Source organism: Agromyces mariniharenae (genome assembly GCF_008122505.1).
Classification (GTDB): Bacteria; Actinomycetota; Actinomycetes; order Actinomycetales; family Microbacteriaceae; genus Agromyces; species Agromyces mariniharenae.
This window is the reverse complement of sequence record NZ_VSSB01000001.1, coordinates 934,915-958,327: the sequence shown is the minus strand read 5'-3', so window position 1 is coordinate 958,327 and position 23,413 is coordinate 934,915. Positions and strand designations below refer to the sequence as shown.

24 protein-coding genes are annotated in these 23,413 nt (G+C 69.2%); 16 read left to right on the top strand and 8 right to left on the bottom strand.

Annotated elements, in window-relative coordinates; genetic code table 11:
* The first annotated feature begins 1 nt into the window (after nt 1).
* Complete coding sequence (gene nrdE, locus FYC51_RS04425; RefSeq protein ID WP_148732443.1) at nt 2–2,134, top strand: class 1b ribonucleoside-diphosphate reductase subunit alpha; 2,133 nt, start codon at nt 2–4, stop codon at nt 2,132–2,134.
* Nucleotides 2,135–2,185: 51 nt separating this feature from the next.
* On the top strand, nt 2,186–3,205 hold the full coding sequence (nrdF, locus tag FYC51_RS04420) for a class 1b ribonucleoside-diphosphate reductase subunit beta (RefSeq protein WP_148732442.1): 1,020 nt from the start codon (nt 2,186–2,188) through the stop codon (nt 3,203–3,205).
* Between the two features lie 100 nt (nt 3,206–3,305).
* On the opposite strand, the gene arfB is transcribed toward nrdF, so the two are convergent.
* Nucleotides 3,306–3,743: an alternative ribosome rescue aminoacyl-tRNA hydrolase ArfB gene (arfB, locus tag FYC51_RS04415; RefSeq protein WP_148732441.1), complete on the bottom strand. Its 438-nt coding sequence runs from the start codon at nt 3,741–3,743 to the stop codon at nt 3,306–3,308.
* Between the two features lie 234 nt (nt 3,744–3,977).
* On the opposite strand from arfB, the gene FYC51_RS19115 reads away from it, so the two are divergent.
* The 4 genes from FYC51_RS19115 to FYC51_RS04400 all read left to right on the top strand — a co-directional run bounded on the left by FYC51_RS19115 (nt 3,978) and on the right by FYC51_RS04400 (nt 7,451).
* Complete coding sequence (locus FYC51_RS19115) at nt 3,978–4,682, top strand: Pr6Pr family membrane protein (protein WP_187432489.1); 705 nt, start codon at nt 3,978–3,980, stop codon at nt 4,680–4,682.
* A gap of 50 nt (nt 4,683–4,732) precedes the next feature.
* Nucleotides 4,733–6,010, top strand: a complete 1,278-nt coding sequence (locus FYC51_RS19110; RefSeq protein WP_187432488.1) for a lysophospholipid acyltransferase family protein — start codon at nt 4,733–4,735, stop codon at nt 6,008–6,010.
* 107 nt (nt 6,011–6,117) lie between these two features.
* The gene (locus FYC51_RS04405; RefSeq protein ID WP_238476207.1) at nt 6,118–6,624 is read left to right on the top strand and encodes a CDP-alcohol phosphatidyltransferase family protein; all 507 of its coding nucleotides are present in this window, start codon (nt 6,118–6,120) and stop codon (nt 6,622–6,624) included.
* Between the two features lie 41 nt (nt 6,625–6,665).
* Nucleotides 6,666–7,451: a phosphatidate cytidylyltransferase gene (locus FYC51_RS04400; RefSeq protein WP_187432487.1), complete on the top strand. Its 786-nt coding sequence runs from the start codon at nt 6,666–6,668 to the stop codon at nt 7,449–7,451.
* A gap of 18 nt (nt 7,452–7,469) precedes the next feature.
* Here the strand turns inward: FYC51_RS04400 and FYC51_RS04395 are convergent, their stop codons facing one another.
* The 3 genes from FYC51_RS04395 to FYC51_RS04385 form a co-directional block, all read right to left on the bottom strand.
* Nucleotides 7,470–7,877 (bottom strand): VOC family protein, encoded by a 408-nt coding sequence (locus FYC51_RS04395; RefSeq protein ID WP_148732438.1) that lies wholly within the window; start codon nt 7,875–7,877, stop codon nt 7,470–7,472.
* A gap of 180 nt (nt 7,878–8,057) precedes the next feature.
* Nucleotides 8,058–9,107 carry a hypothetical protein gene (locus FYC51_RS04390; RefSeq protein ID WP_148732437.1) on the bottom strand — a complete coding sequence of 350 codons (1,050 nt, stop codon included), beginning with the start codon at nt 9,105–9,107 and terminating at the stop codon, nt 8,058–8,060.
* 51 nt (nt 9,108–9,158) lie between these two features.
* A complete protein-coding gene (locus FYC51_RS04385; RefSeq protein ID WP_148732436.1) occupies nt 9,159–10,901 on the bottom strand; it encodes an L-aspartate oxidase in 1,743 nt (580 codons plus the stop codon).
* A gap of 77 nt (nt 10,902–10,978) precedes the next feature.
* Between FYC51_RS04385 and FYC51_RS04380 the strand changes: the two genes are divergently transcribed.
* Both FYC51_RS04380 and FYC51_RS04375 read left to right on the top strand, forming a co-directional pair.
* On the top strand, nt 10,979–11,914 hold the full coding sequence (locus tag FYC51_RS04380) for a LysR family transcriptional regulator (RefSeq protein WP_148732435.1): 936 nt from the start codon (nt 10,979–10,981) through the stop codon (nt 11,912–11,914).
* Between the two features lie 113 nt (nt 11,915–12,027).
* Entirely contained in the window at nt 12,028–12,429 is a 402-nt protein-coding gene (locus FYC51_RS04375) for a type II toxin-antitoxin system VapC family toxin (RefSeq protein ID WP_148732434.1), read from the top strand.
* A gap of 46 nt (nt 12,430–12,475) precedes the next feature.
* On the opposite strand, the gene FYC51_RS04370 is transcribed toward FYC51_RS04375, so the two are convergent.
* Nucleotides 12,476–12,952, bottom strand: a complete 477-nt coding sequence (locus FYC51_RS04370; RefSeq protein WP_148732433.1) for a hypothetical protein — start codon at nt 12,950–12,952, stop codon at nt 12,476–12,478.
* 84 nt (nt 12,953–13,036) lie between these two features.
* Here FYC51_RS04370 and FYC51_RS04365 point away from each other — a divergent pair, with 84 nt between their 5' ends.
* From FYC51_RS04365 to FYC51_RS04335, 7 genes are all read left to right on the top strand, one after another.
* On the top strand, nt 13,037–13,432 hold the full coding sequence (locus FYC51_RS04365) for an aspartate/glutamate racemase family protein (protein WP_148732432.1): 396 nt from the start codon (nt 13,037–13,039) through the stop codon (nt 13,430–13,432).
* 46 nt (nt 13,433–13,478) lie between these two features.
* Entirely contained in the window at nt 13,479–14,858 is a 1,380-nt protein-coding gene (locus FYC51_RS04360) for an FAD-binding oxidoreductase (protein WP_148732431.1), read from the top strand.
* Nucleotides 14,855–16,204 carry a class I SAM-dependent methyltransferase gene (locus FYC51_RS04355; RefSeq protein WP_148732430.1) on the top strand — a complete coding sequence of 450 codons (1,350 nt, stop codon included), beginning with the start codon at nt 14,855–14,857 and terminating at the stop codon, nt 16,202–16,204. Before FYC51_RS04360 ends, FYC51_RS04355 begins: the two co-directional genes overlap by 4 nt.
* Nucleotides 16,205–16,293: 89 nt before the next feature.
* The gene (locus FYC51_RS04350) at nt 16,294–17,436 is read left to right on the top strand and encodes a 3-oxoacyl-[acyl-carrier-protein] synthase III C-terminal domain-containing protein (protein WP_148732429.1); all 1,143 of its coding nucleotides are present in this window, start codon (nt 16,294–16,296) and stop codon (nt 17,434–17,436) included.
* Nucleotides 17,433–18,167 carry an iron-containing redox enzyme family protein gene (locus tag FYC51_RS04345; RefSeq protein WP_148732428.1) on the top strand — a complete coding sequence of 245 codons (735 nt, stop codon included), beginning with the start codon at nt 17,433–17,435 and terminating at the stop codon, nt 18,165–18,167. The genes FYC51_RS04350 and FYC51_RS04345 overlap by 4 nt, the downstream gene beginning before the upstream one ends.
* 1 nt (nt 18,168) lies before the next feature.
* Entirely contained in the window at nt 18,169–19,020 is an 852-nt protein-coding gene (locus FYC51_RS04340; RefSeq protein WP_148732427.1) for a DUF6999 family protein, read from the top strand.
* Nucleotides 19,021–19,023: 3 nt separating this feature from the next.
* The gene (locus tag FYC51_RS04335) at nt 19,024–19,500 is read left to right on the top strand and encodes a DNA alkylation repair protein (protein WP_148732426.1); all 477 of its coding nucleotides are present in this window, start codon (nt 19,024–19,026) and stop codon (nt 19,498–19,500) included.
* Here FYC51_RS04335 and FYC51_RS04330 read toward each other — a convergent pair.
* On the bottom strand, nt 19,439–20,419 hold the full coding sequence (locus FYC51_RS04330) for a methyltransferase family protein (protein WP_148732425.1): 981 nt from the start codon (nt 20,417–20,419) through the stop codon (nt 19,439–19,441). The genes FYC51_RS04335 and FYC51_RS04330 overlap by 62 nt on opposite strands.
* 54 nt (nt 20,420–20,473) lie before the next feature.
* Here FYC51_RS04330 and FYC51_RS04325 point away from each other — a divergent pair, with 54 nt between their 5' ends.
* Nucleotides 20,474–21,217, top strand: a complete 744-nt coding sequence (locus FYC51_RS04325; protein WP_148732424.1) for a formylglycine-generating enzyme family protein — start codon at nt 20,474–20,476, stop codon at nt 21,215–21,217.
* Nucleotides 21,218–21,272: 55 nt separating this feature from the next.
* Here the strand turns inward: FYC51_RS04325 and FYC51_RS04320 are convergent, their stop codons facing one another.
* Together FYC51_RS04320 and FYC51_RS04315 are read right to left on the bottom strand one after the other, a co-directional pair.
* Nucleotides 21,273–21,854, bottom strand: a complete 582-nt coding sequence (locus tag FYC51_RS04320; RefSeq protein WP_148732423.1) for a dihydrofolate reductase family protein — start codon at nt 21,852–21,854, stop codon at nt 21,273–21,275.
* Nucleotides 21,855–21,948: 94 nt separating this feature from the next.
* Nucleotides 21,949–23,379 carry an APC family permease gene (locus tag FYC51_RS04315; protein WP_148732422.1) on the bottom strand — a complete coding sequence of 477 codons (1,431 nt, stop codon included), beginning with the start codon at nt 23,377–23,379 and terminating at the stop codon, nt 21,949–21,951.
* Nucleotides 23,380–23,413: the final 34 nt, after the last annotated feature.

Here is a 23,413-nt window from a genome sequence, read left to right as displayed (position 1 = left end):
CATGGACGCTCCGCGCACCACCGTCGCGATGGACTACCACTCGCTGAACGCGATGCTCAACCTCTACGGCGCCGACGGGCAGATCCAGTTCGAGAAGGACCGTGAGGCGGCGCGGGAGTACTTCCTGCAGCACGTCAACCAGAACACCGTCTTCTTCCACTCCCTCAAGGAGCGCCTCGACTACCTCGTCGAGAAGCAGTACTACGAGCAGGAGGTGCTCGACCAGTACTCGTTCGAGTTCATCCAGAAGCTCAACGACCTCGCGTACTCGAAGAAGTTCCGGTTCGAGACGTTCCTCGGCGCGTTCAAGTACTACACGAGCTACACGCTCAAGACGTTCGACGGCAAGCGCTACCTCGAGCGCTTCGAGGACCGCGTCGTGATGACCGCCCTCGGCCTCGCGCAGGGCGACGAGCAGCTCGCGATCGACCTGGTGGAGGAGATCATCGGCGGCCGCTTCCAGCCGGCCACCCCCACGTTCCTCAACACAGGCAAGGCCCAGCGCGGCGAGCTCGTCTCCTGCTTCCTCCTGCGCATCGAAGACAACATGGAGTCCATCGCGCGAGGGATCAACTCGGCGCTGCAGCTCTCGAAGCGGGGCGGCGGCGTGGCGCTGCTGCTCAGCAACATCCGCGAGTCGGGCGCCCCGATCAAGCAGATCGAGAACCAGTCGTCGGGCATCATCCCCGTCATGAAGCTCCTCGAGGACTCGTTCAGTTACGCCAACCAGCTCGGTGCCCGCCAGGGCGCCGGCGCGGTCTACCTCAGCGCGCACCACCCCGACATCATGCGGTTCCTCGACACCAAGCGCGAGAACGCCGACGAGAAGATCCGCATCAAGACGCTGTCCCTCGGCGTCGTCGTGCCCGACATCACCTTCGAGCTCGCCAAGAACAACGAGGACATGTACCTGTTCTCGCCCTACGACGTCGAGCGCGTCTACGGCAAGCCGTTCGGCGACGTTCCGATCACCGAGCACTACCGCGCCATGGTCGACGACCCGCGCATCAAGAAGACGAAGATCAACGCGCGCGAATTCTTCCAGACCCTCGCCGAGATCCAGTTCGAGAGCGGATACCCCTACATCGTGTTCGAGGACACGGTGAACAAGGCGAACCCCATCAAGGGCCGCATCAACATGTCGAACCTGTGCTCCGAGATCCTCCAGGTCAACACGCCGACCACCTACAACGAGGACCTCGGCTACGCGAACATCGGCAAGGACATCAGCTGCAACCTCGGTTCGCTGAACATCGCCCTCACGATGGACTCGCCCGACTTCGGCCGCACCGTCGAGACCGCGATCCGCGGCCTCACCTCGGTGTCGAACCAGAGCCACATCTCGTCGGTGCGCTCCGTCGAGGACGGCAACGACAAGTCGCACGCCATCGGCCTGGGCCAGATGAACCTGCACGGCTACCTCGCCCGCGAGCGCATCTTCTACGGCAGCGAGGAGGGCATCGACTTCACGAACATGTACTTCTACACGGTGCTGTTCCACGCGCTGCGCGCCTCGAACAAGATCGCCATCGAGCGCGGCGAGACGTTCGACGGCTTCCGCGACTCCAAGTACGCGTCGGGTGAGTTCTTCGACAAGTACACGGATGCCGCGTGGGTCCCCGAGACCGCCAAGGTCACGCAGCTCTTCGCCGACGCCGGCGTGCACATCCCCACGCAGCAGGACTGGCTGGACCTCAAGGCCTCCATCCAGGAGCACGGGATCTACAACCAGAACCTGCAGGCCGTGCCGCCCACCGGCTCGATCTCGTACATCAACAACTCGACCGCGTCGATCCACCCGATCGCGTCGAAGATCGAGATCCGCAAGGAAGGCAAGATCGGCCGCGTCTACTACCCGGCGGCGTTCATGACGAACGACAACCTCGAGTACTACCAGGACGCGTACGAGATCGGCTACGAGAAGGTCATCGACACCTACGCCGCGGCGACGCAGCACGTCGACCAGGGCCTCTCGCTCACGCTCTTCTTCAAGGACACCGCCACGACCCGCGACATCAACAAGGCGCAGATCTACGCGTGGAAGAAGGGCATCAAGACGATCTACTACATCCGCCTCCGCCAGCTCGCGCTGGAGGGCACGGAAGTGGACGGCTGCGTCAGCTGCATGCTCTGACCCGCACACCCCGCGACATCCGCTCGAGACATCCGTTCAGAAGGAACTGACATGACCCTCACCGACCCGGTCAACTCGGCCCAGAACGACCCCGCCCACGGCGGCAAGGTCAAGCTCGTCGACCACGTCAACGCGATCAACTGGAACAAGATCCAGGACGACAAGGACGTCGAAGTCTGGAACCGCCTCGTCAACAACTTCTGGCTGCCCGAGAAGGTGCCGCTGTCGAACGACGTGCAGTCGTGGAACACGCTCACCGCCGAGGAGCAGCAGCTCACGATGCGCGTGTTCACGGGGCTCACCCTGCTCGACACGATCCAGGGCACGGTGGGCGCGGTGTCGCTGATCCCCGACTCGCTGACCCCGCACGAGGAGGCGGTGTACACCAACATCGCGTTCATGGAGTCGGTGCACGCGAAGAGCTATTCTTCGATCTTCTCGACGCTCTGCTCGACGAAGGAGATCGACGACGCCTTCCGCTGGTCGGTCGAGAACGAGAACCTGCAGAAGAAGGCCGCGATCGTCATGGAGTACTACCGTGGCGACGAGCCCCTGAAGCGCAAGGTCGCCTCGACGCTCCTCGAGTCGTTCCTCTTCTACTCGGGCTTCTACCTGCCCATGTACTGGTCGTCGAGGGCGAAGCTCACCAACACGGCCGACCTCATCCGCCTCATCATCCGCGACGAGGCCGTGCACGGGTATTACATCGGCTACAAGTTCCAGAAGGGCCTCGAACTGGTCGACCAGGCCAAGCGCGACGACCTCAAGGACTACACGTTCTCGCTGCTCTACGAGCTCTACGACAACGAGGTGCAGTACACCCAAGACCTCTACGACGGCGTCGGCCTGACGGAAGACGTCAAGAAGTTCCTCCACTACAACGCGAACAAGGCGCTGATGAACCTCGGCTACGAGCCGATGTTCCCGAAGACGGTCACCGACGTGAACCCGGCGATCCTCTCGGCGCTCTCGCCGAACGCCGACGAGAACCACGACTTCTTCTCGGGGTCGGGCTCGTCATACGTCATCGGCAAGGCGGTCAACACCGAGGACGAGGACTGGGACTTCTAGCGCTTCATCGAGCAGGTGAACTACTCCCGGCGCCAGTTCCGTGCGCCGAAGGGTCGCGTGTGCGGCATCAACCACGAGCACTCACGGATCTGCTGGGTCGTCAGTCCTGAGGTGGGCGACGCAATCGCTTGACGTCGGTACGTCGCTTCTTCGCTTCCAAGCGCCGTTCCTCGGCACCGCGACTCGGCCTGGTCGGGCGTCGCGGCGGTGACGGCGGCCGCAGCGCGTCGGCCACGACGGCTGCGAGCCGGGCGCGCGCGGCATCCCGATTGCGCAGTTGCGCGCGGTGCTCGGATGCCGCGATCGTCAGAACTCCGTCGACGATGCGACCGCTCAGGCGTTCGAGGAGTCGCTCCCGCTGGTGCGGCGTGAGGACGGTCGAGTCCGCCACATCCCACACGAGCTCCACTCGGGAGTCGGCCGTGTTCACACCCTGCCCGCCGGGACCCGACGACCGCGAGAACCGCCACGACAGTTCGGACTCGGGGATCGTGAGTCGGGAGTCGACCCGAAGACCGGGACGGTGGCTGGCGGGCATGGATCCATCATCCCCTTGTGTGATCGAGCCGTGTGGCCGGGTCGTATGCTCCTGTGTTCATGCGATTGGAGCCTTCTCACAATCATCGGCCCCTCGCGTCGAGATTTCCTCAATCCTCGTGCCAATCTTCGGGCGGCCGCGTCGAGTGAGGACTACAACATCCCCAATCGAAACGCAGTCGCACCGAACTGGGGGGTTCTCATGCGTTGGGTATGGTTCAGGGTCTTTGCCGCGGTGGTCGCGCTCTCAGGCGTTGTCGCCGGGCTGCTGGTCAACATCGATCGCGCGATGCGCGAGGGGCAGAATCGCGGCGACGTGCTCGCGAACTACTTCAGCCTGTTCACGATCGTGTCGTCGATCCTCAGCGTGGTCGTGCTGCTGATCGCGGCGCGATGGATGCGGCGGCATCCCGGGCCCTCGCCCGAGCCGGTCGCCATCGCCATGGCGATGGCGGCGGTCACCGGGCCGGTGATCCTGCTCGGCATCGTGTTCAACCTGCTGCTGCGCGGCGACCCCGCGCCGATCGCCGCCACGGACCCCGGCTGGGTCGCCTTCATGGACTCGTGGGCCACCGAGACGCTGCACGTCGTGCTGCCGATCTACTTCGTGCTCGACCTCTTGTTCGCCGGCCAACGCCGTGGACTCCCATGGTCCTCGCTCGCCATCATCGTGACCTACCCGCTCGCCTGGACGATCTACACGATGGTCAGAGGGGAACGCGTCGTGAACCCCGACGGCAGCACCTCGTGGTGGTATCCCTACGGCTTCCTCGACCCGCACACTGCGGGATACGGCTCGGCGTTCACGTACATCGGTGGCATCCTCTTCGCGTTCCTGCTGCTCGGAGCAGGCATCATCGCCATCGGTCGGGCTCGGGAGCGGCGCGCCGCTCGTCACGACGTCTCGACGCGGCCGCGCATCGGTGGCCTGCCGGTCTGACCTCACTCGCTCGCGATTCGTGCTCGCTGACGATGACGGGAAGTCACCTCGTGCTGGACACCGCCTCGCTCCACCTCCCCGCACCGCCGACCGAACGCCAGGTTCGTCGCTCCGGCCTCGTGTCGTACTGGCGATCGAAGCTGTGGGGCCTGATCCTCTCGATCGTCACCGACGGGGTGACGACGATCCCGGCCGACGCAGCCGAACCGGTCCCGCTCGCTCGCAAGCCACCGGTTCCCGACGGGCCGCTCGTCGTCATCGCCAACCATGCATCCCATGCCGACACGGCGGTATTGCTCGCAACGCTCGGTCGGTCCCGGCCGGTCAGGTTCGTCGCCGCAGCCGACTACTGGTTCGGCACGCTCCGGAACAAGCTCGTCGCGACATGGCTGGTCGGCATCTGGCCCATCCGGCGCGACCGGAACGGCATGAAGGACCTGCTCGCCGCCGCGCCGACCGTCGCAGCCGGAATCGTCGTCGTCGTGTTCCCTGAGGGGAGCCGTCGCCGCACGGCGAAGCTCTCCGGGTTCAAGCGCGGCGCGTTCGAACTCGCCGCGGCATCCGGGGCGAAGGTCCTGCCCGTCGGCTTGGTCGGCGCCGGCGATCTGCTCCCGGCGGAACGCAAGCTCATCCGGCGCCGACCGGTGGAGGTGCGCTGGGGCGAACCGTTCAGCGTTGAGAACGGGCATGCGGAGGAGGCTGCCGCAGCGGCATCCGAAACGATCGACGAGCTCATCGAAGCGCCCGCCTCCCAGCGCCCAGGCCGAGTTTGGACTCGCGTGCGTCGTATGGCGTTCGCCACAGCCGGGTTGGCGCTGATCACCGCCTGGGCGTTCGCGGAAGGCATCTTCTGGCCGCTGGTCGCGGAGATGCCGCTCCTGCTGCTCGTCTGCACGGTCGGACGCTCGTGGCGGGGCCCGATGCTGATCGCGGCATCCGCCATAGCCTCCGCTGCCGGGATCCTCACCACGTGGTGGCTGGTGTCCCACGGTGTGGATACACCCACCCCGTTGACCACGGCGCGGATGCACGAGACCGCGATGTACGAGCTCGCGACCGACCCGTCGAACGCGTTCGCGCACCAGATGTTCAACGGCATCCCGGTCAAGGTGTACGCCCACAGCGCGGGGGCACTCGGAATGGAACTCCATGAGGTCGCCTCCTCGATGCTTCCACGGCTCGCTCGCATCGGGATCGTCGGCTGCATCGGATGGATCGGGGGCGGCCTGCTGTCCCGGTACTTGAAGCCGTGCCTCGGCGCCGTGCAGGCCGTGTGCCTGACGCTGTTCCCGGTCGGGCTCGGCCTCGTCATCTGGTGGTGGTCGTGATGCGTGGCCTGTATGCGGCGAAGCCGTGGTTCACTCGGCAGCTCGGGAGGATCGTGACCGTTGCCGTCGACCGCGGGTGGTCGCCCGACGCCTTCACGGCGATCGGCGTGGCCTTCGCCGCCGTGGCCGCCGGTGGCCTGCTTGTTGGATCGTGGCCACTGGTGCTCATCGGACTGGTCGGACGCCTCGCCGGTGCGAACCTGGATGGCGCCGTGGCTCGCGCCAGAGGTGTCAGCCGCCCCTTCGGGTTCGTCCTCAACGAGATCGGCGACCGCGCCTCGGATCTCCTGCCGTTGGCCGCCCTCAGCATCCTCGCCTGGCACTCCGGCTCCGTCCCTGCGCTGCTGGTGGCCCTCGTCGCGACGACCGCCGCATCGTGGCCGACCTTCATCTCGCTGTCTGCGGCCGCTGCCGGTGCAGCGAGGATCAACGGTGGACCGTTCGGGAAGACGGAACGCACGCTCACCGTGTTCCTCATGTCGGTCGCGTTCACCTGGTTCCCCGTCGCTGCGGTGATCGGCGTCGGCTCGGGCGTGATCATCGCCGGCTCGACGTTGACGGCTGCAACCCGAGCTCGAGCGGCTCATCGCCGGTTGCGGCTGGTCGACGCATGACGTGGCTCGGGCTGAGCGTCTCTGCGACCGTCGGGCTCATCATGCTCCTGGTCACCGCACTGCCGGTGCTGGTCTTCGGCACGTCGACCATTCGACTCCGGTGGATGACCTGGGCGGTCATCGGGGTGATCGTCGGCGCAGCGGAGGCGATCGGCGTCGTCGGTGCGGTCATCGTCGCCGTTGCGGTCAGTGTCCTCTGCATCGTCGAGTACGTGCGACTGGCCGGCCTCCGAACAGTGGATCGTTGGGTGCTGATCGCCGCTGGAGTCGGCGCACCGGTGCTTGCGGCGGTGAACCCGGTCGCGGTCAACACCTGGCTCCCGTTCGCATTGCTCGCCGCAGCCGTGCTTCCGGTGCTCAGCCGGGATCCGGAGTCCGCCCTCCCACGCGCCACCGCCGCAGTCTTCGGGATGCTGTGGCTCGTCTGGGCGCCCGCGCAGCTGGTGATCATCCATCAGGACCTGACCTTGCTGGTCTTGACGGTCGCGCTCACCGACGTGGCCAGCTGGGCGGCCGGCAAGACCCTCGGACGGCTCCCCGGGGTGCGTGTGCGGCCCTTCGCGGTGTCGCCGAACAAGACCGTCGCCGGCCTGCTCGGCGGTGCGGTCGCCGCCGCGTTCGTGCTGGTGGTCACGGGGCAGTTCAGCTGGGTGCTGCTCCTTGCGGCCGCGGTCGGTGCCCCGCTCGGTGATGTCGTCGCTTCGATGGTGAAACGTCACGCCGGAGTGAAGGATGCCGGCGCGTGGCTGCCGGGGTTCGGAGGGCTCCTGGACCGGGCCGACTCACTGCTCGTGGTTGCGCCGCTCTTCGCTGTCAGTCTCTCCTAGGGGGAGCAACTTCCGGACTCAGTCCGCGGCCGGCTCTCGCGGCGGGTTGTACATGAACTCGAGGCGGATGCCGTTGTCGTCCTCGACGAAGGACGCGTAGTACCGGTCGTTGAACCGCGGGTACGGCTTGGGCTCGCGCACGGCCGTCCATCCCGCCTCGACCGCGGTCGCGTGCAGGCGATCGACCTCCTCGCGCGAGTCGATCGCGAACGCGAGGTGCTGCCAGCCGACCCGGCCGTGCCGGTGCGGCCCGCTGCCCGGCTCGCGGGCGGGGAAGAGGATGAGCTCCTCCTCACCCCGGTACCAGGAGACTCCGTTGTCGGCGTCCTGCCGAGTGCACCCGAGCGCCTGCATCACCGGATCGAACTGTGCGATCGAGCGGGGCAGGTCATCGACGGTGATGCCGAGGTGATCGAAGAGGGGCACCGGGACATCCTATGGGCAGTGAGCCCGGCGACCGGATGCTCCTTCACAGGCCCGGTACCGGCGCCGCCCATGACCCGGCAGTGGCAGGCCGGCGGCTGTGCCGCTCGCGATCACCGCGGTCGCGCTCGCCCGCGCCAACGCCGCCGACAGAGCCGAGCGAGCGGCTGCTGCGCCGGGCGCTCAGAGCCCCCAGTAGTGGGACGCGACCGACCCGTTCTCATTGTTCGCGACGGCCCTGACGGTGATGAGCTGGGTCGGGCCGGGCCCGACGGGGCACGTCACCGGGATGCTGACCGAGCCCGACGTTCCGAGGCCGGACGCGAGCAGGATGAACCCGCTCGTCGCGAGGTAGTCGCCGTCGGTCAGGGCGTAGTAGATGTCGACGGTGTTGCCCGGACGGGCGTCCCAGCCGAACTGGAGCGTGACGACCTGGCCGGTTGGGTTCGGGCCGCACCACTCGCGCGGACCAGGGTGCATCTGCATGATCGCGGGATCGGGGAATGGTCCACCCCACGTCACGGCGCCGGTAGGGTCTCCGCCCGGTGCGCCGCCGCCCGAGGGACCCTGCCCGGCCTTGGCCTCCGCCTCCGCCGCCTGTCGGGCGGCGGCATCCGCGGCCGCCTGCTGCGCGGCGACGACCGCCTCGGAGGCGGCCTTCACCCGGGTGAGCGCGGCCGTGACGTCGTCGGCCGTGGCGAGGTCGGTCACGGCCTGGGTAAGGGCATCCAGGGATGCGCCGGCCAGCGGGCTCGCCGCGATGAGCCCGTCGGCTTGGCCTTTGACGCTCGCGACGAGGTCGTGCAGTGCATCGGTGAGGGCGGCGGCGGCTGCCGACAGATCCTCGGAGCCACCGCTCGCGATGGCGAGCGCGAGCTGCACGCGGGCGGCCTCGAAGGCCGCTGCGGCATCGGGGTGCACTGCGGCGGCGAGCAAGACGGTGAGTCCGGCGTACTCGGCGTTCAACCCGGCCGCGGCCTCCTTCGCCTCGGCGAGAGCCGCGGCGACCTCCGCTGCGGACTCCCGCTCCGCGGCCGCTGCATCCGCCTCGGCCACGAACGAGAGCTCGCGGTTGTGCGCGTCGACGGCGACCGCCGCGAGCGGAATCGAGACAGCGCCGACGACGACGATCATGACGCCCGCCACGGCGGCGACTTTCGTCCACCGTGGGAGCGCCATGAACCGACTGGCCACCTGCATCATTGCCGCCTTCGCGGCGAGACCTTGCGTCACGGCGTCAAGCATGGCACGCCCGCGGCGTGCTGGATGACGCCGTGTGGAGAGCTACTCGACGAGCTTGCCGATCGTCGACACGTCGCGCATGAGTGCCGCGATCTCCTCGGGGATTGCGGGGATCTCCTCGCGGGTCACCCCCGTCGAGGGCGACCACACCAGGTTCACCTGCAGCGACTCGTCGAGCGACGGGTAGTCGCTTCGGTTGTGGCAGCCGCGGGTCTCGCGCCGTTCGAGCGCGGCCTCGAGCGTCGCACGGGCGGCCAGCGCGGCCGACTTGAGGTCGAAGGCGTGTGCCAGGTCCTGGTAGCCGGCGATGTCGGGGTGCACGCCGATGGCGGCGATGCGCGCTTCGATCGCGTCGAGCTCGGCGAGCCCCGCGCGCAGGCCCTCCTCGTCGCGCACGACGCCGGCGTGCTCGGTCATGGTGTCGCGGATGGCGCGCTGCAGGGCGCGGACGTTCTCCGAGCCATCCGATGCCAGCAGTCCGGCGATCTCGGCGCGAGCCGCGTCGACCGCGGCCGCCGAACGCGTCTGCGCCGGAAGCGAGGCCGAGTAGGCGGCGGCTGCCTGTCCCACGATGCGCCCGAAGACGAGCAGCTCGATGAGCGAGTTGCCACCCAGCCGGTTGGCGCCATGAAGGCCCGAGGATGCCTCGCCGATGGCGTAGAGGCCCGGGACATCCGTGCCGTGGTCGTCGGGGCGCACCCACACGCCACCCATCGAGTAGTGCGCGGTGGGCGCGATCTCGATCGGCTGCTTCGTGATGTCGAGCATCTGCAGCTCGAGCATGGTCTGGTAGACGCGGGGGAGGCGCTGCATGATCGTCTCGCGGGGCAGGTGCGAGACATCCAGCCAGACACCGCCGTTGGGGGTTCCGCGTCCCTCCTTGATCTCGGTGTAGGCGGCGAGGGCGACGCGGTCGCGGGTCGACAGCTCCATGCGCTCGGGGTCGTACTTCGCCATGAAGCGCTCGCCGAGGCCGTTGGTGAGGATGCCGCCCTCGCCGCGCGCCGCCTCGGAGATGAGCGTGCCGGCCGCGCTCTCGGGCTCGATGATCCCCGACGGGTGGAACTGCACGAGCTCGGGGTCGCGCACCCGGCCGCCCGCCTCGACCGCGAGACGCCACGAGTCGCCGGTGTTCTCGTCGCGACGCGACGAGGTGCGCCGCCAGATGCGGTTGTGGCCGCCCGCCGCGAGGATGACCGAGTCGGCGTGGATGAGGTAGCGCGTGCCGTCCTCGAGGTCGAAGCCGTAGGCGCCGAAGACCGCGCCATCGTCGTTCACCAGGATGCGCGTGACGTAGACGGTGTCGAGGATCGGCACGTTCAGCTGCGCCGCCCGGTTGACGAGCGTGCGCTGGATCTCGAGCCCGGTGTAGTCGCCCGCGAACGCGGTGCGGCGGTAGGTGTGAGCGCCGAAGAAGCGCTGCGAGATGCGGCCGTCGTCTTCACGGGCGAACGGCATGCCGTAACGCTCGAGGTCCTGGATGCCGCGCGCAGCGTTCTTCGTCACGATCTCGACGGTGTGCGGGTTCGCGAGGAGGTAACTCTCCTTCAGCGTGTCGGCGGCGTGCTGCTGCCAGCTGTCGTCGGGGTCCATCGTCGAGAGGGCGGCGTTGATGCCGCCGGCGGCGAGCGAGGTGTGCGCGTCGGACTTGGAGCGCTTGCCGAGCGCGAGCACGTCGACGCCCGCCTCGGCGAGCTCGATCGCGGCGCGCAGGCCCGATCCGCCGGTGCCGATCACGAGCACGGTCGTGGAGAGCTGCCGCTCTGGAGTGGTACTGGTGGTCATGCGCTCCACGATAAGCATGCCTCGGGTATTACTCCAATGCATTTTCAGCCTGTTTACGATGCGCGTAGGCTATCGATATGAACCTCGAGCAACTGCGCAGCTTCGTCGAGGTGGCGAAGTTCGGCAACTTCACCCGCGCCGCCGAGGAGCTGTACCTCGCCCAGCCCTCGCTGAGCCGACAGATCGCCGCACTCGAGCAGGATCTCGGCGCCGAGCTGTTCCACCGCGCCCGCGGCGGCAGCACGCTGACGGTCGCGGGTCAGTCGCTGCTGCCGCTCGCACGCCGCATGCTCGCCGACGCCGACTCGGTGCGTCGCGAGCTCGCCGAGCTCGCGGGCCTCGAGCGCGGCCGTGTGCGGCTCGGCGCGACGCCGACCCTCTGCATCAGCCTCGTCGCCGAGGTGTTCAGCGCGTTCCACGCGGAGCATCCGGGCATCGAGCTGCACCTCTCCGAGCAGGGCTCGCGCCGGCTGCTCGACGAGCTCGGGGGCGGCGAGCTCGACCTCGCGCTCATCACGACATCGGATGCCGTGACCGCCGAGCGGTTCACCGTGACGCCGCTGCTCGTCGAGGAGCTCGTCGTCGTGTCATCCGCCGCAGCACCGCCGGTCGCCGCCGGCGACGCGATCAGGCTGGTCAAGGTCGCCGAGCTGCCCCAGATCGTCTTCAGCTCGACGTACGACCTGCGCAGCACGACGGATGCCGCGTTCCGCACGGCGAACCTCACCCCCGAGGTCGTGCTCGAGGGGGCCGAGATGGACGCGGTGCTGCGGTTCGTCGAGCGCGGGCTGGGGGTCGCGATCGTTCCCGCGATGGTGCTCATCGACCGCCCGGGCCTGCGATCGGTGCGGCTCGAGGAACCGACGCTCACCCGCACGATCACCCTCGCGCGGCCCGCGGATGTCGCGCCCACCGCCGCGGTCGACGTCATGCAGCGCACGATCGCGACCACCGCGACGGCGTTCGCAGCGCGTGCGGGAGACACCATGCGACTCGCGGAGGCGGCCCGGTGAGGTCGCGGTGGGTCGCGGAATCGAACCGTCGGCAACCTACGACACCGGATGCACTCCACGGTGTTCGGCCGTAGCGTGGTCGACACACGGGGACTGCTTGGGGGCGCTGGGTCATGACACGGTTCGGGATCGACGTCCTCACGGCATTGCGGCTCATCGAAGAGGATCTTCCGGTCGCCGAGGGCCACCAACTGGTCGCACCGAACGTGCTCCGCTCGCAGGTGCTGTCGCAGCTGTATCGTGCGGTGCGCCGAGGCGAGCTCGGGCACGATTCCGCTCGCATGCGACTGGACCGGCTCTCGTCCATGCGGGTGCGCCTCCTCGGCGACCGGGTCTCACGCGCCGTCGCGTGGAAGATCGCCGAGCAGCTCGGATGGGATGACACGACGACGGCCGAATACGTGGCCGTCGCACAGCTGCAGGCCGACGCCTTCATCACCCTCGACGCCGATCTCGCGCGCCGCGTTGAGGGGGTCGTTCCGATCGCGCCCTTCGAGGCACTGCGCGCACCCTGAGCGCCGCAGCGTCGTCCGCCGGCACCTCCGTGGAATTCCTCGTCGTTCAGTCCCCGATCGGCTCCCAGATCAGCTCGGCGACATCCAGGACGAGCTGCGGCCCGGCATCGGGTTCGCTCCCGGATCGCACCTCGCCGACGCACACGCACACGACGTCGTTCAGCCGGCGGTAGACGGGGTGATCGCTCAGATGCAGGACCGTGCCGACGACCTGCCGTGACCCGACCGGGTGGGCCCGCCCGTACCCGTGGGACTCGAACATGATCGTGGCGGCATCATCCGTCTCGATCACTCCTCGGATGTCGGGCAGGAACGGACCGGCATCCGTCCGCCGCAGCGGGGCGTTCGCCGCTCGGAATCGGCCGGTCAGGACGCCCTCGCACGTCCCCTCGGCGAGGTAGAAGTGCTGCTGCCAGCCGCCCTCGAGGTCGACCGCCCGGCCGTGCGGGTAGACGAACCGGAGTCGGTAGAGATGCTCGAGCCGCACGCGGCCCACGGTAGGACGGCTGGTGAGGGTGGTCAAGCGCCTCGCCGACACGATCCCCTTGTACCGTGGATCAGGGTCTGATCCCGCGAGGTATTCCTGTCGAGCCTGTGCCAGGTTCCGATGCTGCTGGGCGCGCTGCAGCCCCGACAGCGGCTGGGCATCCTCTGCGCGAAGCAGAGCAGTCTCGACCAGCGCATGCTGACAGGGGTGGGCATCCGCGAGGACGCGCCGATCGTCGTGGCCGGCATGGAACACAGCCCCGGGTTCCGCGGCGCGATCCTCGAAGACCAGGGTTGGATGGACCTCGACCAGGTGCGGGGCGAGGTGGTCGGCACGGCCGTGCGGTTGGTGACCGACCATCCCGAGATCGGCGCCCTGCTGCTCGAGTGCAGCGACATGCCGCCGTACGCCAAGCAGATCCAGGACGCGACAGGCCGGCCCGTGTGGGACTACATCACGCTCATCGACTGGATCCATTCGAGCGTCGTGCGTCGCGACTACGACGGATTCATCTAGCCGGAGAGGGAGTGCGGGCGCCGGACGGGCGGACTACCGTGGGGGCGTGTCCGTTCGCGAGACCGACGCACGCTCCGCCCACGCCGACGGCGTGGAGCGGCTCCTCGCAAGCTATCGGGCGCTGCCCGAGGCATCCGCGGTTCGGCTCGCGAAGCCGACGTCCAACCTGTTCCGGCCGCGGGTCCGGGCGGATGCCGCGGGGCTCGACACCTCGGGGCTGACGCACGTCATCGCGGTCGACCCCGAGGCCCGCACGGCCGATGTCGCGGGCATGTGCACCTACGAGGACCTCGTCGCCGCGACGCTCCCGCACGGGCTCACGCCCCTCGTCGTGCCGCAGCTGAAGACCATCACGCTCGGGGGTGCGGTCACCGGCCTCGGCATCGAGTCCGCCTCGTTCCGCAACGGGATGCCGCATGAGTCGGTGCTCGAGCTCGACATCCTCACCGGGGCCGGCGAGCTCGTCACCACGTCGCCCGATGAGCATCCCGACCTGTTCCGCGCGTTCCCCAACTCCTACGGCACGCTCGGCTACGCGGTGCGCCTGCGCATCGAGCTCGAACCCGTGCAGCCCTTCGTGGCGCTCACGCACCTGCGCTTCCACGCCCTCGACGAGCTCGCAGCCACGATGGATCGGATCGTCGAGACCGGAGCGCACGACGGCGTTCGCGTCGACTACCTCGACGGCGTCGTGTTCAGCGCCGACGAGAGCTACCTCTGCCTCGGCACGCAGACCGCGGCATCCGGCCCGGTGAGCGACTACACCCGGCAGCGGATCTTCTACCGCTCCATCCAGCACGACGACGGGGCGATCCACGACCGCCTGACGATCCACGACTACCTGTGGCGGTGGGACACCGACTGGTTCTGGTGCTCGGAAGGGTTCGGCGCGCAGCATCCGCTCGTTCGCCGGCTCTGGCCCCGTCGATACCGGCGCAGCCGCTCGTACTGGAAGCTGATGCGGATCGCGCGGCGGTACGGCATCGCCGACGCGCTCGAGCGGCTCAAGCGTCGCCCACCGCGGGAATGGGTGATCCAGGACATCGAGGTGCCGATCGGGCGGACCGTCGAGTTCCTCGACTGGTTCCTGGCGAACGTGCCGATCGAGCCGATCTGGCTCTGCCCGGTGCGCATGCGGGACGACGACGGTTGGACGCTCTACCCGCTGCGACCGCGCGAGACCTATGTCAACGTCGGCTTCTGGTCGACGGTGCCGATCGGGGCGACCGAAGGCGAGACGAACCGGCGCATCGAGCGGGTGGTCGATGAGCTCGACGGCCACAAGTCGCTCTACTCCGATGCCTACTACTCCCGCGAGGAGTTCGACGCGCGGTACGGTGGCGACGCCTACCGCGGGGTGAAGGGGCGCTACGACCCCGACGGGCGACTCCTCGACCTCTACGCGAAGGCGGTGCAACGACGATGACGACGTTCAAGGACCGGGCGCCCGAGACGGCCGAGCCGGCGGCATCCGACACTGAGGCCCGCGCGGACGACGGCAAGCTCACGCTGGCCGAGATCCTCGAGCTGCTCGCCAGGGGTCGGCTGCCGCTGCGGTTCACCGCATACGACGGCAGCTCGGCCGGTCCCGAGGACGCCCCCTTCGGGCTCGAGCTCACATCGCCCCGCGGCACCACCTACCTCGCCACCGCCCGCGGCGACCTCGGCCTCGCCCGGGCCTACATCGCCGGCGACATCGAGATCCACGGCGTGCACCCCGGCGATCCGTACGAGCTGCTCAAGGCGCTCGCCGACGAGCTGGTGTTCCGGATGCCGCCGCCGAAGACGATGGCCCGGATCGTGCGGTCCGTCGGCGTCGAGCACCTGCGCCCGATCGCACCGCCGCCGCAGGAGGTGCCGCCGCGCTGGCGGCGCCTCGGCACCGGACGCCGGCACAGCAAGGCGCGCGACGCCGAGGTGATCCACTACCACTACGACGTGTCGAACACCTTCTACCAGTGGGTGCTCGGGCCGTCGATGACCTACACCTGCGCGTGCTACCCGCGCGCCGAGGCATCCCTCGACGAGGCGCAGGAGAACAAGTACCGCCTGGTGTTCGAGAAGCTTCGGCTGACGCCGGGCGACCGACTGCTCGACGTCGGATGCGGCTGGGGCGGCATGGTCCGGTACGCCGCCCGTCGAGGCGTCCGCGCGGTCGGCGTCACCCTGTCGGAGGAGCAGGCGACGTGGGCGCAGCGGGCGATCGTCGAGGAGGGGCTCGCCGACCTGGCCGAGGCGCGCTTCGGCGACTACCGCGACATCCGCGAGTCGGGCTTCGACGCGGTGTCGTCGATCGGGCTGCTCGAGCACATCGGCGTGCGGAACTACAAGCAGTACTTCCGGTTCCTGCGGTCGCGGCTGCGGCCGGGCGGGCTGCTGCTCAACCACTGCATCACGCGCCCCGAGAACAGGACCGAGCCGTCGACTCACGGGTTCATCGACCGCTACGTGTTCCCCGACGGCGAGCTCACCGGCTCGGGGCGCATCATCACCGAGGCGCAGGATGCCGGGCTGGAGGTGCTGCACGAGGAGAACCTGCGCCCGCACTACGCGCTGACCCTCCGGGACTGGTGCGCCAACCTCGTCGCGCACTGGGACGAGGCGGTCGAGGAGGTCGGCCTCGAGAAGGCGAAGGTGTGGGGGCTCTACATGGCCGGGTCGCGGCTCCAGTTCGAGCGTGGCGGCATCCAGCTGCACCAGGTGCTCGCGGTGAACGCCGACGAGCACGGCGGCGTGGGCGACCTGCCGCTGCGACCGTGGTGGACGCCGTAGCGGTGCCCGCCGACGCACCGGTGTACGTCGACTGATGCGCCCTGCACAGGTGTCAGACGAGGGCGGCCGCGTGCCTTAAGGTCATCACCATGGGTGCGACGGCGACCGCTTACCTCACGGGCTTCGGCTCGTATCTTCCGGGTGATCCGGTCGACAACGACGGCATCGCGGCGCGGCTCGGCGGCGACGACGCGGTCACCGAGCGCATCCGCCGCCGCGTGCTCCAGGCGAACGGCATCCGGCAGCGGCACTACGCCCTCGACGAGCAGGGCGAGCCCACCGAGCTCAACGAGGAGCTCGCCGTCAAGGCGCTCCGCGCCGCGCTCGACGATCGGGGGATCGCGGCATCCGACCTGCGGATGCTGGCGTGCGCGACGACCATGGGCGACGTGCTCGTGCCCGGGTTCGCGTCGATGGTGCACGGGCGCCTCGGCGGCGGGCCGATGCAGCTGCTCACCGCGTCGGGCGTGTGCGCGTCGAGCCTCGCCGCGCTGGATGCCGCGGCGAGCAAGATCAGGCTCGGCGACCACCCGCGCGCCGCGGTCGTCGGCTCGGAGCTGGCGAGCCGCAGCCTGCGGCAGCGTCGCTTCGACGGCATCCGCGCCGGCATGGACTCGCACTTCCTGCGCTGGATGCTCTCCGACGGCGCCGGGGCCGTGGTGGTCGAGTTCCAGCCGCATCCGGCCAGGCCGTCGCTGCGACTCGACTGGGTGCGCCACGTCTCGCTCGCCCACGAGCACGACGTGTGCATGCGCGCCGGCATGGACGGCCCCGCGCCCGTCGTCGGTGGCACGTGGCAGGACGTCGACCTCGCCGACGCCGCGGCATCCGGCATGTTCGTGATCCGGCAGGACGTGAGCATGCTCGACGAGCTCGCCGACGCTGGACTGAAGCAGTTCGAGGAGCTCGTCGACATCGGGCTGGTCGACGTCTCGCACCTCGACCACGTGATCTGCCACTACAGCACCAACGTCTTCCGCGACCTCGCCTTCGACGGGCTGCGCCGCCGCATCCCGACGCTCGACACCGACCGCTGGTTCTCGAACCTCGAGACGCGCGGCAACACCGGGTCGGCGAGCATCTTCATCGCCCTCGAGGAGGCGTGGCGCTCGGGCCGATTCGCGCCCGGCGAGACCGTGCTGCTGGCCGTGCCCGAATCCGGCCGGTTCTCGTTCGCCTTCGCCCACCTCACCGTGGTCGCCCCACCCGATCAGCAAGGAGCATCGACATGACCGACACGACGACCACCACGACCGCCGACGCCACGACCTCCGGCTCCGCCGCGCCGCTCGCCGACGCGGGCGCCGACGCCGGCACGCTCGCCGACCGGCTCGCCGAGGTGTGGATCGAGCTCGAGGAGCGTCTCGACCAGGTGCCGATCCTGCAGCGACTCGCCGACGGCACGGTGACCATCCGCGACTACGAGCGACTGCTCTTCAACCTGCGCCAGCAGGTCGTCGACGGGTCGCCATGGATCTCGCGCGCGGCATCCAACTTCGACATCGAGCACTTCACGCTGCGGGCGGCGGCGATCAAGCACGCCGAGGAGGAGCACCGCGACTACCTCATGCTCGAGCGCGACTACGTCGCCATCGGCGGCTCGCTCGACGAACTGCGCAGCGGCCGCAAGAACCTCGGCTCCGAGGCGCTCTCGGGCTACATGTTCCACTACGCGGACCAGCCCAACCCGGTCGGGCTCCTCGGCGCGATGTTCATCATCGAGGGGCTCGGTGCGAAGCGCGCCGCGGGGTGGGCCGCTCGATTCCAGGAGGTGCTCGGGCTCGCCGACAACCAGGTGCACTTCATGCAGTACCACCAGGAGGCGGACGGCGCGCACACCGGCGACCTCGAGGCGATCCTGACGTCGGGCATCATCGACGACGCGGCCGCCGACGAGATCGTGCGGTGCGCGCAGGTGGTCGCCCGGCTCTACGCGCTGCAGCTCGAGGAACTGGACCGCTGACGTGGCGGAGTTCGTCCGCTCCGACCCGAGCATGTGGGAGGCGGTGTACGCCGACCCCTCCGTGCCGCTCGACCGTGCGCTGGTGCGCCTCATCATCGACGACCAGCGCCGGCTCTCGCGGCGCTGGCTCTACCCGATCGCCCGCGTGTTCTCGCGCATCCTGGTCGCGCTCATCTCGATCGTCAAGCGCGTGCTGCCGTTCCGGTGGATGCCGCTGCACACCATGGACGTGCTGTGCGTGTGGTTCCTGCGACGCTTCGTCTCGCCCGACGCCGTCGAGCTGCTCATCCGGCATTTCGTCGTGGAGACCAACCTCGTCAACTTCATCATCCGCAACACGCCCGTCGCGATGGAGCCCGTCACGCTGCGACCCGAGGCGCTCTCGGGGCTCGGCGACCAGGCCGTCGTCGAGCACGACGTCAACGTCTACGACGTGCTCATCGCCCTCGACGCGGTGCCGCTGACGCGGCCCGAGACGCTCGACTTCACGCAGCTCGACATCCCGCCGCTCGACGCCGAGCGGTGGCGCCGACGCTACCTCCGCCTCGACATCCAGACCGCCCTCTGCTTCATGAACATCCCGTTCTCGATGGCGCTCACGGTCGAGGAGTACCGCCGAGCCGTGCACTCGATCCGGTTCGACGACTCGTTCCTCGAGATCCTCGCCCTCGTGACCGACGACGACACCTTCCGGCACTGGAAGCTCGCGGGCATGAGCCTCTGGATGGACTCGAACGTCGACGTGCCCCGGATGGTCTACCGGCACGCGCTCGTCTGCGAGTACGCCCACGCCCGGCTCGTGAAGCTCGCCGGCGGCGCGTATCCGCGCGACACCCGCGCCGAGTTCGACTGACCCGTGGCCTCTCCCGCCGCCGAGTTCATCGATCGCACGCTCCAGGCCGAGGGCTCCGAGTTCCGGGCCGAGGCCGACGCCGAGCGGATCGGCGGCGGGCTGCGTCACTACGGCGCGTCGGTCGGGGCGGTCCGCGGCACGGTGCGCGACGCGGGGCGGCGGCATCCGGACATGACGCACGACGAGGTCACCGCGCTCGCCGCGGAGCTCTGGGCCGAGCCGGTCTACGAGCGCCGGCTCGCCGCGATCGTCCTGCTCCAGGGGCACGTGCGGATGCTGCGGGGCAGCGACCTCACGCGACTCGAGCAGTTCCTCCGCGACGCCCGCGCCCGCGAGCTCGTGGACCCGATCGCCACCGACGTCGTGCGCCCGCTGCTCGACCGGCTCGAGGGCGCAGAGGCGACGCGAGCGCTGCGGATCATCGAGCGATGGGCGATCGATCCCGATCCGAACCTGCGGCGGGCCGCCTCGCTGCGCTGATCGTCGGCCGAGCGGATGCCGCGCCGCCGACGTCGAATCGAGGCCACCAGCACCGAACGGAGCTGCGGTACCGCCGGAACGCCTCGCCGAATCGGGCCTCGAGGTCGGCCTCCTCGTGCGGTCGGACGGCGAAGTTCCACACGAGGGAACCGGCGATGGCGTACGCGACCACCAGCCATGACGAGAGCATCAGTCCGACCGCGACTCCCTGGGTGATCCCCGCGATCGCCATCGGATTGCGGACGAACCGGTACGGACCCGCGATGACGAGACGGTTGGGCATCGCCGCGGGCAGCGGGGTGCCGTGGCCGATCGTCGACATCGTGGCGGCCGACCACAGCCCCAGACCGCTCGCGAGCAGGAACAGCACCAATCCGACCGGGGCCACGACGGGAGGGAACGGGATCGCCAGGCCCCAGCGTGCCTCGACGAAGGTCAGGGTGAACGGGATCGCCGCGAGGAAGACGCCCCAGAAGACCAGGATCTGCACCGCCGTGGCGAGCACATGCCTGGTCGCGCCGGCGCCGGCGGCGGCGGGTCGGAAGGCGAACGGGCCGCGCGCGACGACCCATTCGGTGGGAATCCGTCCCAGCAGCATCAGCGACAGTGCCGCCGACGAGCCGGCGGCCGCCGCCGCCATCAGGACTGCTCCCCAGACGGCCTCGGTCGTCAGGGTGGCGTACACCGCCATGGCACCGGTGACGAGGATCGTCCACCCGGTGGTCACCACTGCGGCGATGCGCAGCCCGAGCGCGGCCGCTGCGGACGCCACCACGAACAGCGGGATGTCGAGTGCCGCGACGATCACCGGGTCGAGGCTTCCCAGGGTCGCCTCGCGCACGACGGGAACGGCGAACACGGCGATCCACCAGACGGTGCCGGCGAGGGCCTGCGCGGCGAAGTACAGGCGGGCCCACATGGCGGCACCATAGCACCGGCGGCGAGCGCCGCAGCGCCGTGCGAGACTGCACCGGTGGATGACATCGAGCTCGCCCGCATCGCGGGCGGCACCGTGGGGCTCCACGACGCGCGTCGCACGGTGCGCTGGACTGTCGAGCTCGAGCCGTTCGAGATCGGCGTCTACCCGGTCACCCAGGCGCAGCTCGGCGAGCTGCTCGGCGAGACCGCGTCGCATCCGCGCCGGCCGGCCACCGACGTGAGCTGGCTGCGTGCCATCCGGTTCTGCAACGCGGCATCCGAGTGGGAGGGACTCGACCCGGCGTACACGTTCGACGGCGAGGACGTGACCTGGCACGTCGACGCCGACGGCTACCGCCTGCCGACCGAGGCGGAGTGGGAGTTCGCGTGCCGCGCCGGGTCGACGGGTCCGCATTACGGACCGCTCGCCGAGATCGCCTGGACGAGCGCCGACGGCGTGACCACGCCGCGGGACATCGGCGGGAAGCATCCGAATCTCAACGGGCTCTTCGACACCCTCGGCAACGTGTGGGAGTGGTGCTGGGACCTGCTCGACCCCGCGCGGTACGACGACTACCGCGTCTTCCGCGGCGGCGGGTTCGCCGACGACGCGTGGAGCGTGCGGGCGTCGACCCGTCGCGGGGGAGCGCCGCGCATGCACCACGAGGACGTCGGGTTCCGCGTCGCGCGCGGCGGCTTCGACGCGACGGATGCCGCGCAGGGGTGGTCGGCGCAGGCCGACCTCGAACGCGCCGAACTCGACGGTCCGACGCCGTTCGGGTGGACGCCGAGGCGCTGACCGCCGCCGACCCGACGACGGCCAGCCGCCGTCGGGCGGGCGCGCCACCCCGCGGCTACTTCACGACGCGGTACCGCAGGTGCGTCGCGGCATCCGTGTCGACCACGACTGGCCCCTCGAGCTTCACGTGCCGATCGATCCACGCATCGCCGAACAGGGGCGTGCCGCTGCCGAGGAGCACCGGCACGAGGTGGATCGAGATCTCGTCGACGAGCCCCTCTGCCAGGTACTGGCGGGCGATGTCGGCGCCGCCCATGATGCCGACGTCCTTGTCGCCGGCGGTGGCGCGGGCGGCGTGGAGCGCCGAGCGGATGTCGCCGACGAACGTGTAGACGCCGTCCTCGGGAACGTCGTCGGGCGTGTCATGGCTCACGACGAACAGGGGGGTCCGCGCCGGACCCGTCGGGCCGTCGGCTCCCCACCACCTGATCGAGTTGTCGTAGGTGCGACGCCCCGCGATGACGGCGCCCAGACGCGCGCCGGCTTGCTCGAGCAGTTCGCGGTCGCGCTCGTCGCCGGCGAACGCCCAGTCGTGCAGCCGTTCGCCGTCGACGCCCATGCCGACGTCGGGCGTCATTCCGCTCGCCGCGATGAAGCCGTCGAGCGACATGCTGATGTCGAAGATGACCGTACCCATGATGAGCTCCTCTCTCGGAAACGTACGCTCACTGACGCGTCGAACGGGGAGGCGCCGGGATCGACATCGTGGGGGGTTTCGTACCCCCGGCTGATCACTTCTCGGCGTCGAGGCGCTGCCGATCGGCGTCGAGCAGCGCATCCTCGCCCTCGTCGCCCTCGGCGATGACCTCGTCCTCCTGCAGCGACAGGCGCAGGCGGCGTCGGAAGAGTCGCGTCATCACGAGCAGCGCGACGAAGCCGATCGCAAGCCAGATCAGGCCGTAGGTCATCGCCTCGCTGCTCACGTTGAGCCAGAGCACGACCGTGAGCACCACGCCGATCGTCGGCAGCACGATGTTCCGGACGACCTGCCAGGGCGTCTTCACCTCGCGGCGACGGACCGCGAAGTGCAGGATGACCGCGAGGTTCACGACCGTGAACGCGATGAGCGCACCGAAGTTGATGAGCGAGAACACGAAGTCGAGGTCGGCGACCGCAGCACCCAGCGACACGACGCCGACGAGCACCACCGCGACCGCCGGCGTGCGGAAGCGCGGGTGCACGTACGACAGGCGTCGCGCGATCGGACCCGAGCCGTTGCGGCCCATGACGTAGATCATGCGCGACACGCTCGCGTGCGAGGCGAGGCTCGACGCGGCGGCCGCGGCGATCGCCGCCGAGACGAAGAAGATCTGGAACAGCATGCCGCCGACCGAGAACGCGATCTCGGGCAGCGCGGTGCCCTCGGTGAAGCCCTCGGTGACGGGGAAGAGCGACTGCGCGAACCACGCGGCCGTGAAGAAGATGGCGCCGCCGATCAGCAGCGCGAGCACGATCGCCTTCGGCACCGTGTGCGCGTCCTTCGCCTCCTCGGTGTACATCGTGATCGCGTCGAAGCCGATGAACGAGAAGCAGACGATCGTGGCCGCGCTGACGACCGTCGCGATCTGCACGTTGGCGTGGTAGAGCGGCTCGATGCTGAACGGGGTGCCGTTGCCGGCGCCCTGCGCCAGCGCGCCCCAGGCCAGCACGACGAAGACCGCGATGAGTACGACCTGGAAGACGAGAAGCGTCGCGTTCACGCGCGAGGTCGACGAGATGCTCCAGAGGTTGAGCAGCGTGATGAGCGCGACATAGCCGGCCACCCAGATCCATCCGGGCACGGCGGGGAAGAAGGACTCGAAGTACTGGCGCACCAGCAGCGCGTTCACGAGCGGCAGCAGCAGGTAGTCGAGGAGCGCGGTCCATCCGACGAGGAATCCGACGTTCGGGTGGATCGTCTCGGACGCGTAGGTGTACGCCGAGCCGGCCGACGGGTAGACGCGCGTCATCCGCCCGTAGCTGAGCGCCGTGAACAGCATCACGACCAGCGCGAAGAGGTACGCGAGCGGCACGACTCCGCCGCTCTCCTCCGAGACGTAGCCGAACGTGTCGAACACCGTCATCGGTGTCATGTACCCGAGTCCGAGCGCCACGATGGCCCAGAGGCCGAGGGAGCGCCGGAGCTTGGTGGGGTTGGCCGTCCGTACGGAAGTGGTGGTCATCGTGGATCCTGTCGTCGCCATTGTCGAGCGAGGT

Excerpts from the sequence above, each read along its gene's own strand:
- FYC51_RS04385 (WP_148732436.1), bottom strand. The coding sequence starts at position 10,901 with ATGACCACCAGTACCACTCCAGAGCGGCAGCTCTCCACGACCGTGCTC.
- nrdE (WP_148732443.1), top strand. The coding sequence starts at position 2 with ATGGACGCTCCGCGCACCACCGTCGCGATGGACTACCACTCGCTGAAC.
- FYC51_RS04320 (WP_148732423.1), bottom strand. The coding sequence starts at position 21,854 with ATGGGTACGGTCATCTTCGACATCAGCATGTCGCTCGACGGCTTCATC.
- FYC51_RS04355 (WP_148732430.1), top strand. The coding sequence starts at position 14,855 with ATGACGACGTTCAAGGACCGGGCGCCCGAGACGGCCGAGCCGGCGGCA.
- FYC51_RS04315 (WP_148732422.1), bottom strand. The coding sequence starts at position 23,379 with ATGACCACCACTTCCGTACGGACGGCCAACCCCACCAAGCTCCGGCGC.
- FYC51_RS04365 (WP_148732432.1), top strand. The coding sequence starts at position 13,037 with ATGCTGCTGGGCGCGCTGCAGCCCCGACAGCGGCTGGGCATCCTCTGC.
- FYC51_RS04345 (WP_148732428.1), top strand. The coding sequence starts at position 17,433 with ATGACCGACACGACGACCACCACGACCGCCGACGCCACGACCTCCGGC.
- FYC51_RS04350 (WP_148732429.1), top strand. The coding sequence starts at position 16,294 with ATGGGTGCGACGGCGACCGCTTACCTCACGGGCTTCGGCTCGTATCTT.
- FYC51_RS04330 (WP_148732425.1), bottom strand. The coding sequence starts at position 20,419 with ATGTGGGCCCGCCTGTACTTCGCCGCGCAGGCCCTCGCCGGCACCGTC.
- arfB (WP_148732441.1), bottom strand. The coding sequence starts at position 3,743 with ATGCCCGCCAGCCACCGTCCCGGTCTTCGGGTCGACTCCCGACTCACG.
- FYC51_RS04380 (WP_148732435.1), top strand. The coding sequence starts at position 10,979 with ATGAACCTCGAGCAACTGCGCAGCTTCGTCGAGGTGGCGAAGTTCGGC.
- FYC51_RS04375 (WP_148732434.1), top strand. The coding sequence starts at position 12,028 with ATGACACGGTTCGGGATCGACGTCCTCACGGCATTGCGGCTCATCGAA.
- nrdF (WP_148732442.1), top strand. The coding sequence starts at position 2,186 with ATGACCCTCACCGACCCGGTCAACTCGGCCCAGAACGACCCCGCCCAC.
- FYC51_RS04400 (WP_187432487.1), top strand. The coding sequence starts at position 6,666 with ATGCTCCTGGTCACCGCACTGCCGGTGCTGGTCTTCGGCACGTCGACC.